15 protein-coding genes are annotated in these 13,117 nt (G+C 65.8%); 7 read left to right on the forward strand and 8 right to left on the reverse strand.

The features are described from left to right. Positions 1-123: 123 nt before the first annotated feature. The 3 genes from CH339_RS07195 to CH339_RS07205 form a co-directional block, all read right to left on the reverse strand. Positions 124-660, reverse strand: a complete 537-nt coding sequence (locus CH339_RS07195) for a peroxiredoxin (RefSeq protein WP_111433666.1) — start codon at positions 658-660, stop codon at positions 124-126. Positions 661-853: 193 nt separating this feature from the next. Further along, complete coding sequence (gene hmuQ, locus CH339_RS07200) at positions 854-1,180, reverse strand: heme-degrading protein HmuQ (protein ID WP_111433667.1); 327 nt, start codon at positions 1,178-1,180, stop codon at positions 854-856. A gap of 220 nt (positions 1,181-1,400) precedes the next feature. After that, on the reverse strand, positions 1,401-2,900 hold the full coding sequence (locus tag CH339_RS07205; protein ID WP_111433668.1) for a CoA-acylating methylmalonate-semialdehyde dehydrogenase: 1,500 nt from the start codon (positions 2,898-2,900) through the stop codon (positions 1,401-1,403). A gap of 471 nt (positions 2,901-3,371) precedes the next feature. Here CH339_RS07205 and CH339_RS24620 point away from each other — a divergent pair, with 471 nt between their 5' ends. Continuing rightward, positions 3,372-3,512 carry a hypothetical protein gene (locus CH339_RS24620; RefSeq protein ID WP_170138439.1) on the forward strand — a complete coding sequence of 47 codons (141 nt, stop codon included), beginning with the start codon at positions 3,372-3,374 and terminating at the stop codon, positions 3,510-3,512. 145 nt (positions 3,513-3,657) lie between these two features. On the opposite strand, the gene cutA is transcribed toward CH339_RS24620, so the two are convergent. Further along, the gene (cutA, locus tag CH339_RS07210; protein WP_111433776.1) at positions 3,658-3,984 is read right to left on the reverse strand and encodes a divalent-cation tolerance protein CutA; all 327 of its coding nucleotides are present in this window, start codon (positions 3,982-3,984) and stop codon (positions 3,658-3,660) included. Positions 3,985-4,137: 153 nt separating this feature from the next. Here cutA and CH339_RS07215 point away from each other — a divergent pair, with 153 nt between their 5' ends. From CH339_RS07215 to CH339_RS07225, 3 genes are all read left to right on the forward strand, one after another. Next, positions 4,138-4,935 carry an NAD kinase gene (locus CH339_RS07215; protein ID WP_111433669.1) on the forward strand — a complete coding sequence of 266 codons (798 nt, stop codon included), beginning with the start codon at positions 4,138-4,140 and terminating at the stop codon, positions 4,933-4,935. Between the two features lie 330 nt (positions 4,936-5,265). Beyond that, a complete protein-coding gene (locus CH339_RS07220; protein WP_111433777.1) occupies positions 5,266-5,793 on the forward strand; it encodes a response regulator in 528 nt (175 codons plus the stop codon). A 103-nt stretch (positions 5,794-5,896) separates the two neighbouring features. Then, positions 5,897-6,403: an Hpt domain-containing protein gene (locus CH339_RS07225; RefSeq protein ID WP_111433670.1), complete on the forward strand. Its 507-nt coding sequence runs from the start codon at positions 5,897-5,899 to the stop codon at positions 6,401-6,403. Positions 6,404-6,427: 24 nt separating this feature from the next. Here the strand turns inward: CH339_RS07225 and CH339_RS07230 are convergent, their stop codons facing one another. After that, positions 6,428-7,567, reverse strand: a complete 1,140-nt coding sequence (locus CH339_RS07230; protein ID WP_111433671.1) for a DUF2336 domain-containing protein — start codon at positions 7,565-7,567, stop codon at positions 6,428-6,430. Positions 7,568-7,807: 240 nt separating this feature from the next. Beyond that, positions 7,808-8,944: a lytic transglycosylase domain-containing protein gene (locus CH339_RS07235; protein ID WP_111433672.1), complete on the reverse strand. Its 1,137-nt coding sequence runs from the start codon at positions 8,942-8,944 to the stop codon at positions 7,808-7,810. A 189-nt stretch (positions 8,945-9,133) separates the two neighbouring features. Between CH339_RS07235 and CH339_RS07240 the strand changes: the two genes are divergently transcribed. Next, positions 9,134-9,607, forward strand: coding sequence for a MaoC family dehydratase (locus tag CH339_RS07240; protein WP_111433673.1), 474 nt, complete (start codon positions 9,134-9,136; stop codon positions 9,605-9,607). Positions 9,608-9,612: 5 nt separating this feature from the next. Continuing rightward, a complete protein-coding gene (locus tag CH339_RS07245) occupies positions 9,613-10,494 on the forward strand; it encodes an HpcH/HpaI aldolase/citrate lyase family protein (protein ID WP_111433674.1) in 882 nt (293 codons plus the stop codon). A gap of 1 nt (position 10,495) precedes the next feature. Here the strand turns inward: CH339_RS07245 and CH339_RS07250 are convergent, their stop codons facing one another. Both CH339_RS07250 and CH339_RS07255 read right to left on the reverse strand, forming a co-directional pair. Next, positions 10,496-11,098: a flavin reductase family protein gene (locus tag CH339_RS07250; protein WP_111433675.1), complete on the reverse strand. Its 603-nt coding sequence runs from the start codon at positions 11,096-11,098 to the stop codon at positions 10,496-10,498. 6 nt (positions 11,099-11,104) lie between these two features. Continuing rightward, positions 11,105-11,677: a nitroreductase family protein gene (locus tag CH339_RS07255; protein ID WP_111433676.1), complete on the reverse strand. Its 573-nt coding sequence runs from the start codon at positions 11,675-11,677 to the stop codon at positions 11,105-11,107. A gap of 374 nt (positions 11,678-12,051) precedes the next feature. On the opposite strand from CH339_RS07255, the gene CH339_RS07260 reads away from it, so the two are divergent. Continuing rightward, positions 12,052-13,002 (forward strand): RgsD C-terminal domain-containing protein, encoded by a 951-nt coding sequence (locus CH339_RS07260; protein WP_146610130.1) that lies wholly within the window; start codon positions 12,052-12,054, stop codon positions 13,000-13,002. Positions 13,003-13,117: the final 115 nt, after the last annotated feature.

Genomic DNA, 13,117 nt, shown 5'->3' on the forward strand with positions numbered 1-13,117 from the left:
GCCGATGTCGGCGCGGGCCTCCTTTTTGAGCTTTTCGTGCGTGCTCCTCCACGAACCGTCGCGCGACGGTTCGTGGCAAGCGCAAATGCGCGCCGGCACCTTTGCGCCGAACACCCAGGAAAACTAGTGCGTGCTGTTCTTCAGCCAGGAAAGAACGGTGTCGGCGTCGCTGACCTCGAACGGATCGGACGGGCAGTTGTCGCTGTAGTCCGCCTCGATGAACATCTTCTCGATGGTGCCGTCATTGATCACCGCGGCGTAGCGCCAGGAGCGCATGCCGAAGCCGAGGTTCGACTTGTCGACCAGCATGCCCATCTTGCGGGTGAACTCGCCATTGCCGTCCGGCAGCAGGAACACCTTCTCGGCGCCCTGGTGCTTGCCCCACTGGTACATGACGAAGGCGTCGTTGACCGAGATGCAGACGATCTCGTCGATGCCCTCGGCCTTGAACTCGTCGTAGAGCTCCTCATAGCGCGGCAGGTGGCTGGTCGAGCAGGTCGGCGTGAAGGCGCCCGGCAGCGAGAAGATGACGACGCGCTTGCCCTTGAACAGATCGTCGGTGCTGACGTCCTTCCACTCGAACGGGTTCGGGCCGCCGAGCGCCTCGTTGCGCACGCGGGTCTTGAAAACGGTCTGGGGCACAGTGTTGACCACAGGCATGGGTTCACTCCTTGACAGGGTTGGGATCTGATCATGTGAAGCCGGATCGAACGATCCGGCGAAAGGTCGAAGATGATATTGTCCGAAGACGCGACGGTCCGGGAGGCGGACAGTTCAGAATGATTATAAAATGAAAGCAGTCGGTGGGAAACCCTCCTGACGCTGCGCCGCCGAATTTTTGGGAAGACCTCCCCTATCCGCCGGACTTGCCGATCGTCTGCAACGTCTCGAAGCTCTCGAAGTTCGGATGGCCGATCGTTACCGGATCGGACGCCTTGCCGGCGTTCTTGTGCGCCTTGCGGAAGCTCTCCGATTTGGTCCAGGTAACGAAATCCGCCTCGCTCTCCCAGAAAGTGTGGGAGGCGTAGAGGATGTAGTCCTCGTGCTCCGGCCCGCGCAGCAGGCGGAATTCGACGAAACCGGGATTGTTCGGCAGGTCGCTGTCGCGGCCGAGCCACATCGCCTCGAAGTCGCCCGCCTTGTCCTTGATCACCTGAAATCGGTTCATTGCCAGAAACATCGGACCTGCCTTTCCCTTGGATTCCCCGACGCGTGCTCCAAAGCTGCGGGGCACCGGGTGCTGCGGTGCAACGTCAGGGGCTTTGCCGGTCGAACGCTTCTAAAACTACTGTTTTTTTGCAGTGCGGCAAGAGCCCGCGTCATCAACAATGGCGGCGGCCGTCCGAAGAGGGCCGCCGCGCACTGCGGAATCGCGAGCCGGAATCGCGGGCCGGTCCCGATCAGGACATCGTCGGGATGACGAATTCGGCCCCTTCCTTGACGCCCGACGGCCAGCGCGAGGTGACCGTCTTGGTGCGGGTGTAGAAGCGGATCGAATCCGGGCCGTGCTGGTTGAGGTCGTTGAAGCCCGACGCCTTCCAGCCGCCGAAGGTGTGGTAGGCGAGCGGCACCGGGATCGGCACGTTGATGCCGACCATGCCGACATTGACCTTGGAGGCGAAATCGCGGGCGGCATCGCCGTCGCGGGTGAAGATGGCAACGCCGTTGCCGTATTCGTGGGTGCTCGGCAGGCTCAAGGCCTCGTCATAGTCGTGCGCGCGCACCACCGACAGCACCGGGCCGAAGATCTCGTCCTTGTAGATCTGCATGTCCGGCGTCACCTTGTCGAACAGGCAGCCGCCCATGAAATAGCCGTCCTCGTAGCCCTGCATGACGAAGTCGCGGCCGTCGACGACGAGGTCGGCGCCTTCCTTGACGCCGAGGTCCACATAGCCGCGTACCCGGTCGAGCGCCTGGCGGGTGACCAGCGGGCCGTAGTCGGCCTCCGGGTCGTGCGACGGGCCGATCTTCAGGCTTTCAACCCGCGGCACCAGCTTTTCCATCAGCGCGTTGGCGGTGCCCTCGCCCACCGGCACGGCGACGGAGATCGCCATGCAGCGCTCGCCGGCCGAGCCGTAGCCGGCGCCGATCAGCGCATCGACCGTCTGGTCGAGGTCGGCGTCCGGCATCACGATCATGTGGTTCTTGGCACCGCCGAAGCACTGGGCGCGCTTGCCGTTGGCCGCGCAGGTCGAATAGATGTATTGGGCGATCGCCGAGGAGCCGACGAAGCCGACGCCCTTGACGCGCGGATCGGTGAGCAGCGTATCGACCGCCTCCTTGTCGCCGTTGACGACGTTGAGGATGCCTTCCGGAAGCCCCGCCTCGAACATCAGTTCGGCAAGCCGCATCGGCACCGAAGGGTCGCGCTCCGACGGCTTCAGGATCATGGCATTGCCGCAGGCGATCGCCGGCGCGAACTTCCACATCGGGATCATCGCCGGGAAGTTGAACGGCGTGATGCCGGCAACGACGCCGAGCGGCTGGCGCATCGAGTACATGTCGATGCCGGGGCCGGCGCCGTCCGTGAACTCGCCCTTCAGGAGATGCGGGATGCCGCAGGCGAACTCGACCACTTCCAGCCCGCGCTGCACGTCGCCCATGGCGTCGGGCACGGTCTTGCCGTGCTCCTTGGAGAGCAGCTTGGCGAGTTCCGGCTTTTCCTTCTCGGCGAGCTCGAGGAATTTGAAAAACACCCGCGCGCGCCGCTGCGGGTTCTGCGCCGCCCATTCGACCTGCGCCGCCTCGGCATTGGCGATCACCGCCTCGACCTCGGCCTTTGAGGCCAGCGCGACCTTCGCCTGAACCGTCCCCAGATTGGGGTCGAAAATGTCCCCGAACCGCCCCGACTGACCGGATACGGTCTTGCCGCCGATGAAATGCCCGATCTCTGCGGTCATTTTTTTCTCTCCCTGATACCGTTTCTTCATGCAATGTGCCCGCCGCGCATGAGGCGCAGCGGGCGGCAAATTTGTACCCCCCCGCCGCCCGGAACGAAAGGGCACGGGCGGAGAAATCGCCGGCGGCGGGCGCGCCTCCCCGGCCCCGCAAAGGCGCCGCCTCACGAAGGCGTGTCGGCGCCCTCGATTGTGACGCTATCGATTCCCTGAATATGATTTTACTGCGGCCCCGGGCATCGGGTCGCCAACGACACGTTTTAGGAACGACACCGGCCGGGTGGAGAAGAAATAGCCGCCGGCCGCAGAGGCGCGCCGGCCGGGCGCCGCGCCGGCGCAGGTCCAGATGGGGCGCGGCTCACGACAATGTGTCGGTCCGTGCATTCCGTCGCGCTCCCGCGGAATACGCATTTGTGCTAGGCTTTATCCAGTGTTTGCGTCACCCATCGGCTGCGACGAAAGGGAAGCGGAAAGATGGCGTGCACATTCGAATCCGGGCGGCCTGCCGGCCGCGTCGCCTCGCTTGACGGTGGATTTGCCAGGGGCATCTTCGCCGGCCTCGTCTTTGCCGCCGCGCTTTGGGGCATCGCCGCCCTGGAGGTGATCCTGTTCTGAGGCGTCTCCCCTGAAGCGGTATCGACCGGGGGCAAGGCACGCGCCGGAACGACCGGCCCAGGCAAATGGCATGGCACCTCTCGCATGCGGGCGGGCGTTCGGCGTGAATCGACGGGCTTGCTGCCGCGCGGCGGCGTGATCGCGATCAGCCCTGGGCGTTGCTTTCCTCGACGATCCACCTGCAGAAGCTGTCGCTGCCGCCGACGATCGGCAGTGCCACCACCGCCGGCTCGTCGTAAGGGTGTTCGTCGGTGATCGCCGAGGTCACCGCCGCGACCCGGTCGCTCCGCGTCTTGACGATCATCACCACCTCGTCGTCCTCGGCGATCTCGCCGTCCCAGCGATAGACCGAGACCATGCCGTCGAGGATGTTGACGCAGGCCGCCAGCCTGTTCTCCACCAGCATCCGCCCGGTCTTGCGGGCACTGGCGGTATCGGGAAACGTCGCATAGATGAAAACCGGTTGCGTCATGGCGTCCCTCTCCGTCCCTTCTGCCGCCGGGCGCATGCCGGATTGCGGATGAGCCGCATTCGGGCGCTCCCGTATTGGTGCGGTGACGGTCTTCGTGCTACGCCACCTGCCGACGTCTTTCCAGAGCGGATTCCGGGACAGATCGAACCAGCCATGGCGACATTCCCTGCGCCGACATCAGAGCCGAAAGCTCTCGCCATCGCCTTTGCCGCCAGCCCGACCGATGAGGCCCGCACGGCAAAGGAGCACCTGATCGAGGAATATGGCGACGTGGCGCCCGGTGCGGCCGATGTCATCGTCGCCCTCGGCGGCGACGGCTTGATGCTGCGCACGCTGCACGAGTTCATGGACAGCGGCAAGCCGATCTACGGCATGAACCGCGGCTCGGTCGGCTTCCTGATGAACGAGTTCCGCCAGGACGGGTTGCAGGAACGCCTGCGCGAGGCCGTCAGGACCACCATTCATCCCCTGAAGATGACGGTGACGGACACCTCCGGCACCGCGCATGTCGCCCGCGCCATCAACGAGGTCTCGCTGCTGCGCCAGACCTACCAGGCCGCCAAGCTGCGCATCTCCATCGACGGCAAGATGCGGCTGGAAGAGCTGATCTGCGACGGCATCCTGCTGGCCACCCCGGCCGGCAGCACCGCCTATAACCTGTCCGCCCACGGCCCGATCCTGCCGATCTACGCGCCGCTGATGGCGCTTACCCCGATCAGCGCCTTCCGGCCGCGGCGCTGGCGCGGCGCGCTGCTTCCCGATCACGCCCGGGTCACCATCGACGTGCTGGAGGCCGAGGCCCGCACCGTCAGCGCCGCCGCCGACCACAACGAGATCCGCGACGTCGCCAGCGTCACCATCCAGCAGGACCGCAAGTCGGAAGGCATCATCATGTTCGACCCCGACCATAGCTGGGATGAGCGCATCCTGACCGAGCAGTTCCGCTATTGATCGGCAAGGGGCCGATAACGATCCCCGGCCGCGCGCCCGACAACCCTTTGCCCGATAACCCTTTGCCCGATAACCCTTTGGATGACGGCCAATTACGTCTTGCCCCTTTCGGCAAGACTCAGGGATTATTGCCGCTTAAGCGTGTCCCCCGGAAGCACGTACCGGTTTTGGGGAAAAAACGCGCAAAAACATACGGCTAAGGCATGTGGCGTCGGTCGAATCGACTGCACGTGTTTTAGGATGCGGTTCGCTGACCGCTGCGCGTGATGCCGTGGCCACAGCGATCTTGTGATCTGCGCATGGGAAAGACCGTTGGCAGCGACCCGAGACATCATGAAGCTGGACCTCTCGAATTTGAGGTTCCTTGTTGTCGAGGACAACACGCACATGCGCCGCATCATCCGCATGCTGCTGACCGGTTTCGGCGCCCGCGACGTGGTCGAGACCGAGGACGGCGCGGCCGGCCTTGAGGCGTTCCAGGCGACCTCGCCGGACATCGTCATCACCGACTGGGTGATGCCGATCATCGACGGGATGGAACTGTCCAGAATGCTGCGCAATCGCGAGACCAGCACCAACCCCTTCGTGCCGATCATTATGCTGACCGGCCATTCGGAAAAGAAGCGTGTGGTGGAAGCGCGCGACGCCGGCATCACGGAGTTCCTGTGCAAGCCGATCTCGGCGAAATCGCTCTATCTCAGGATCGCCAACACCATCGTCAATCCGCGCCCGTTCATCGAGACCCGGACCTATTTCGGGCCGGACCGGCGGCGCGCCGAAAGCAGCAACTACCAGGGCGAGGAGCGGCGCCAGCAGGAGCCGACCGACCACGTCGTCAGGCCTTCCATGGCGTCCTGAACGACGATAGAAGAAAACGAATATGTGTGTGGTCGGATTTGGAATGGTTTAACCGGTTGCAGCACACATTGCTGCGGAATGTGTTCGAGGCAAGAGGACGGACATGGCGAACGCGCCCGGGGTGAAGATACAGAACCCCGTCAACCTCAATCGCAAGGTGCCGGACCTGCCGCGCGGCTCGGCGTTCGACCCCGTGTCGCGCGCCGAACAGGCGCTCGGCAAGCTGTCGAAGACCTTCGAATACTGGATGACCGACGAGATCGGCCGGCTCAACCGGGTGTGGAAGACGATCTCGGCCGACGGCGGCTTGGACAAGACGACCTTCGAGCAGCTCTATTCGGTCTCCCACGACCTGAAGGGCGAGGCCGCCACCTTCGGATATCCGCTGATCGGCGATATCGCTGATTCCCTCTGCCTTCTGCTCGACGACTTCGAGCGCGATCCCGGCGCCGCGCCGCTGCCCTTCGTCGAGCAGCACGTCTATGCCATCAAGGCGATCGTCAAGGAAAAGGTCCAGAACGCCGAAGACCCGGTCGGCCGCCAGCTCGTCGCGGAGCTGCGCAAGCTCGGCGGCGAACGGGCCGCAAGGTTCTCCGCCCGGTCCCGCTGACTGGCTGCAAGGCGCCCGAACGCGTCAGGCGGCGATCGTCGTTGCCAGAAAATCGCGAGCGGCATCGCGCGCCGCCTCGCTGGAAAACCGCCTCAAGAGCACGATCAGGTGGTCCGACTGGTTCGGAGCAAACCGGCTGCTTTCATCGAGGATGCGGTTGATCATGGTCTGCGAGAAGCGGTGGATGTCGCCGCGCTCGCCGTCGAAATCCATCTCGCGGAAGACATCCAGCGCAATGGAGAACGCCGGGAACGCCGCCTTCGGCAGGCCGGCCTTCTGGTAGAGCGCGCTGAGGCCGGAGACCCGGCCCTCCGCGATCAGCGAGGCGACCCGCGCGGCACGAACGCCGGAGAGCACCGACAGCGCGGTCTCAAAGAATGCCATGTTGCCCGAGCACACCATGCGCAAGAGCAGCGCCGCGGTGAGCTGGCCACTGTCGCGCAAATGCTCGGCGAGCGGGCGAAGTTCCCCCTCGCCCGTTCCCATGACGAGTTCCACCGTCGCCTTGTCGCAGGCTTCGCGCACGATGCGGTCTGCCCGCTCCCGCCGCATCCAGGAGCGCTCGGTGACGAAGCCGCCGAGAACGGATCCGAGCCGGGCGATCAGCACCTGGCGGGTCGGGACCGGCAGGTCGGGCCGCGCCAGCAGCGCCTCGCGCACGGCCGGCTCGTCGCCGAACCGGTCGGCAATACGGCGCATGGCGGCCGCCGAAAGGTCGGCGCCGTCGTTCTCCACGAGGGCAACGCAGGCCGCCGCTTCACCGGCGTTCGCGATCGCTGAGGACACCGGCTGCGACAGGTGCGGCCGCGACGCGATCGCCACCTGGTAGCGCACCTCGTTGGTGGCGATGAGGTCGCACAGTTCGGCGTCGAGGAGCACGGCCGACTGGCGGAGCACCGTCTCGGCGATGTCCGGAAGGTCGTTGGCGAGACCGAGCACGACCTGGCGCGGCGCGTCGAGGCTCGGCGCCAGATGTTCCGCCATCGCCGCGCGCACACGCGGCGCCGGATCGTCGAGAAGCACGGAGAGCGCGGCCTCCGCGTCCTCGCGCTCCGCGCCCTTCAACTCGGACTGCAGCCATGCCCGGGCGAGCGCACTTGCCGCAGCGACTCGCTGCTCGACCGGGGCGGTCTGCATCCAGTGAAGAAACGCTCTGACAACCATGACTGACTCCACGCGGAAAGACTTGTCGGAACGCCAGGCCGCGCATGCCGGCCTCGTCCGATCATCGAAGCCTCGCACGAAGTGCTTAACGATCGGTTCACCCTGTTTGGCAGGATTCTATTAACGATTTTAAGGAGTTCGGCGTCGTGAAAAGGGCCCTGAAGAGGGGCCCGCAACAGCCGTCAGAAACCGGCTGCAAGAGGCGGCCAAGGGCGTTTTACAGCAGCAGCGGCCTGTCGCTCAGGACGGCGGCAACAGGTTCTTCGGGCCGCGCCCGGACTGGGTGTCGAGGAAACTGGTGAGGTTCAGCGGACCGCGGGCGCGCCGCGCGCGGCTGCGCAGGCGGGCGGCATCGCGCGCGCTCTGTTCGGCCCGCGCTTCCGCGCGCTCGGCAGTGTCGGTCTCGGTCGCCGCCGCAGGCGTGCGCGTGGCGGGCTGGGCAGGCACTGCCGGAGCCGGCTTGGCGTCGCGGTTGCCGAAGAAATCGGGCGCGGCGGCAAACGCGCCCCAGAAGGTTGGCCCGACCGGATCGGTCGATGCGTTCGGGTTGTCGCGGAAAAGCACGCTGAACGGCGCGTTCGATTCCGCCGCCTGCCAGCCCCGCTGCACCCGGTTGCCGGTATCAAGGGTCGGCGCAAAGGACGTGACGAGGTTCGCCGAGGTCATCTCGAACGCCTCGTCGACGGACCGCGCACCGTTCGCGGCAACCTGTGTCGCCTGCTGCTGAGCCGTTGCCGCCGGCTGGCGGGCACTGGCGATGGCAGTCGCGCCATGACGACTGACGAGGGTGTCGTAGACCTGCGAGACGCTGCGCGGCCGGCCGCCGGCATTGTAGAAGATGGAGCGGTTGGCCCGCGCCTGTGCCGGGAACACGGCGGCCGCGTTCTTCTCTGGCCGAGCCTCGGCAAGCGAGATCAGCTTCTGTGCACCGTTGGCGCCGAGGAAGTGGGCGATATAGAGCTCGCCGGAGGTCGGTTCGCGGCCGAGCGAGGAACTCAGTTGCGCCTGGTTCTTCTCCGTATAGGCCCCGGCCATCAGCGCCGAGGCCTTGGGATCGTTGCGCAGGTCGAGGATTTTCGCCCGCATCCGCCGGTCGGCGACCCGGTAGTCGCCGGACTGCGTGCGCTCGATGTGTTCCGCGTAATTGCCGTAGCCGAGCGCCGGACCGGATTCCTTCATGGTTTCCAGCCAGGTGGATTCGATGAACTGGAACAGCCCGGTGGCCGAGGAGGTCGGCGCCTTGGCCTCGGCGTCGAAGCTGGATTCCGTTCCCGCCGTCTGCAGGAGATAGTCGAACGGGGTGCCCGTCGCCCGGCTCGCCACCTGGAAGGCGCGCTCGATACGATCGCTGATCATCGGCGGTTGGATGGGCTTCATCTCTCGCGCCCTCCCCGGAGTGGCGTCGGCGGCGCAGGACGCCGCATGTCTGGTCGTCTAGCCTCACAAATCGTGGTTAATGAAGGGTAAAGCGGCGCGCATCGATTGCAGAATTGAGATAGCAACAGTTGCCGCCGGCGCACCATTGGCGCTACCACTTGGCAAAACGGGGACGGAGGGAGCGGCGCCATGCCGGGGCTTTATTTCGAGGACTGCGCGGTCGGCCGGGTGATCGCCCACGAACTCCGGCGTACCGTCACGGAGAGCGACAACATGCTGTTCTCCAACATGACGCTGAACCCGCAGCCGCTGCACATCGACCACCACTATTGCCGGACCGAGACCGAATGGGGCCAGCCGCTGGTCAATTCCATGTTCACCCTCGGCCTGATGATCGGCATCTCCGTCAACGACACCACCATCGGCACGCTGATCGCCAATCTCGGCCTCACCGACGTGCGCTTCCCCGCCCCCCTCTTCCACGGCGACACGGTCTCCTGCACGACGGAGATCGTCGCAGCACGGGGCTCCAAATCGCGGCCCAATGCCGGTATCGTGGAGTTCGAGCACAAGGCCTTCAAGCAGACCGGAGAGATGGTCGCCATATGCAGGCGTCAGGCATTGATGCAGAAGCGCGACGCTCCGGATCAGATCGAGGTCTAACAAAAATGCGCTCGCTGCTTTTCGTTCCCGGCGACAGCCCCAGGAAGCTGGAAAAGGCGCTCGGTTCAGGTGCCGACGTCCTGTTGCTCGACCTTGAAGATTCCGTTGCGCTGTCGGCCAAGGAGGGCGCCCGAAAAACTGTCGCAGATTTCCTCACCGCCCACCTTGGCGACGCCGACCGACCGCTGCTCTACGTGCGGGTAAATGCCCTCGACACCGGCCTCACCGACGCCGACCTCGATGCGGTGATGGCATCAACGCCCGACGGCATCATGCTGCCGAAGGCGATCTCCGGGCGCGACGTCTCCCATCTCGACGCCAAGCTCGCCGTCCGCGAGGCGACCTTCGGGACCGAAGACGGCGCGACCCGGATCGTGGTTGTTGCCACGGAAACCGCCGCCTCGCTTTTCCACATGGGAACCTACCGCCAGTGCAGCCAGCGCCTTGCCGGTCTCACCTGGGGCGCGGAGGACCTCTCCGCCGATATCGGCGCTGCTGCCAACCGCGACGGCACCGGTGCCTATCTCGAGCCGTTCCGCCTCGCCCGCAGCCTCGCGCTCTTTGCCGCGGTCGCGGCCGAGGTCCCGCCCATCGACACGGTCTTCACCGCGTTCCGCGATACCGAAGGGCTGGAAGCGGAATGCCGCGCGGCCGCCCGTGACGGCTTCACCGGCAAGATGGCGATCCACCCGGCACAGGTGCCGGTGATCAACGCCGTCTTCACACCGTCGGACGAAGACATCGCGGCAGCGAAAAGGATCGCCGCGGCGTTTGCCGGGGCCGGCGACGTCGGGGTCGTCGGCATCGACGGCGAAATGGTCGACCGGCCGCATTTGCGCCGCGCCGAAAAGCTGCTGGAGCGTGCCCGACTCGCCGGGAAAATCTGAGTTAGACCTCCGGCCGGTCCATGGCGAACACCTGACCAACGACGGAATAATCCATGTAGCCAAGCCGCGAGAGCTGGGCGAGCCGGATCATGTCGACGCGTCCGTCGACGATCAGGCTGTCGTCGATATGGATGCCGACGACCTGCCCCAGGATCATGAAATTGCCCGACTCGCCGCCATCCACCGTCGGCACGGGGATGGTCTTCAGATATTGGCATTCCAGCGCCGCCGGCGCCTCGCCGACGCGCGGCGCGGCAACCAGCCGGCTCGGCGCCGGCGTCAGCTCGGCAAGCTCGAATTCCGAGACGCCGTGGGCGACCGTCGCGGAGCTCTTGTTCATCTGGTCGCGCAGGCCATAGACCGCGAGATTGCAGACAAAGCAGCCGGTCTCCTCGATATTGGTCATGGAGTCCTTCTTGCCGTCGCTGGAGAACATTACCACCGGCGGGTTGGAGGAGACCGCGTTGAAGAAGCTGTAGGGCGCAAGGTTCGCCCGGCCCTTGCCGTCGACCGAGGAAATCCAGCCGATCGGCCTGGGCGCGATCAGCGCCTTGAAGGGATCCCGGGCGAGCCCGTGCCCGCCGCCTTCCGTCTCGTAGAACATGGCGCCTCAGGCTCCGGTCCAGTAGGTCGTCAGCTTGTCGATGTCCGGCCGGCGCCGGTCTTCCGGCTTTTCGGTCGGCGTGCCGATATGGACGAAGCCGGCGACCTTTTCCCCGTCCTTGAGGCCGAGCGCCTTGCCGGCATCGGCATCGAACGCGCACCACTCCGTCAGCCACTGGCCGGCAAAGCCGCAGGCGTGCGCGGCATTGAGGAGGTTCATGCAGACGGCGCCGGCGGCGAGTTCCTGCTCCCAAACCGGGATTTTCTCGTGCGGCGCGGCCCGGCTGACGACGCCGACGACCAGCGGCGCCCGGGTGAACCGGCTGCGCTCATGGGCGAGCCGTTCGGCATCGGTAACGCCGTCGCGGGTCTCCACGATCTTGGCGAGCCGTTCCCCGGCCCTGGCGCGCGCCTCGCCGGCATAGATGATGAAACGCCAGGGCGACAGCTTGCCGTGGTCGGGCACCCGGCTGGCGATGGTCAAGAGCGCCTTCAGGGTCTTGGCGTCGGGGGCCGGCTCTGCGAGGTTGACGGCCGGAACCGACCGGCGGGTGGTCAGGAGGTCGAGTGCGTCGGGCATGTTCTTGCTTTCGTCGGAATTTATCGGGTCTGGACGTTCGAAACGGTTTGGCGCCAAGAGGACAGAAGCCGGCCGGTCCTGTCAATAACGCGCGGACACCCCGGATCCGAACGCTGTGTTTGCACCTTGCGTCGTTTCGGACTTGAAATCGCCACGGTTTTCGGGGATCGCTGGTAGGAACAAGGACAATCGGATTCCGCCGAGGATAGGTCAGCATGCAGGGGCGCGCGATCATGCCCGGGCGAAACGCCGCTTTCAGCTCAACAGGACGCCGCGGGGCAACCCGTCTCGGCGCCGTCGCCGGCATGTTTGCCGCCGTCGCCCTTTGCCTCATGTCTTCGCCGCCGGCCCGTGCCCAGAGCGATGCCGCGGCCATGACCGCAGAAGCGCTGAAGCGCCCGCCGGTGCCGTTGCCAAAACCCTCTCCGGATGAAGAAGCCGCGCTGCCGCCGGGCTTTTCGCCCGAGCCGGAAGTGCCCGACAGCGCCACGCCCTATGCGCCGCCGCTCGATGCCGACACCGGCACGCCGGCCGACGAGAACGAGGGCACGGTCTATCTGGTCTCGCGCCTCGTCAAGGACGGCGATCCCCTCGACCGCGGCATGATGTGGCGGGTCTATTCCGACAAGCGCGATACGGAAGGAAAGCTGACGCTGGTCGCCAACGCCACCGGTGGCGATGCCGAATTCCGCCTCGATCCCGGCACCTACCTGGTCCATGCCGGCTTCGGCTATGCCGGCTCCACGACGCGGATCCAGGTCGAGCCCGGCCGCGTCAACACCCGGACCATCGTGCTCGATGCCGGCGGCCTGAAGCTCGATGCCGAACTCGCCGAGAACCGCCCGCTCGATGCCGACGAGGTCAAATTCGACGTCTATGCCAACGAGACAAGGGGCGAGACCGGCGCGGCCGGCGCCCGGCGCCTGGTTGCGTCCAAGGCCGGCATCGGCACCATGCTGCGGCTCAACGCCGGCAGCTACTACGTGGTCAGCAAATATGGCGCGGTCAATGCCGTGGTGCGCGCCGACATCAAGGTGCAGCCCGGCAAGCTGACGGAGGCGACCGTCTACCACAAGGCCGCCCGCATCACGCTGAAGCTCGTCAACGAGCCCGGCGGCGAGGCGCTGGCCAACACCGAATGGTCGCTGCTGACGCCGGGCGGCGACCAGCTTGCCGAAAGCGTCGGCGCCTTTCCCTCCTTCATCCTGGCGGAAGGCGATTACGCCGTCGTCGCCAAGAACCACGACCAGATCTTCAACCGCGAATTCTCCGTGGAAAGCGGCATCGACCGCGAGGTCGAGGTGCTGGCGCTGAAGCGCAACTGAGGCCACGTCTGGACAGCCCCGCCGGATCGCTCAATCGACGCCGCCAGGCGTCGCAAGCCCAAGCGGGCGCCGGCGCCCATGCGCCGCAAAGCCTGCGTGGCGCTTGAACGCCTAC

The sequence above is a fragment of the Rhodobium orientis genome (assembly GCF_003258835.1).
In the GTDB taxonomy this organism is placed as follows: domain Bacteria; phylum Pseudomonadota; class Alphaproteobacteria; order Rhizobiales; family Rhodobiaceae; genus Rhodobium; species Rhodobium orientis.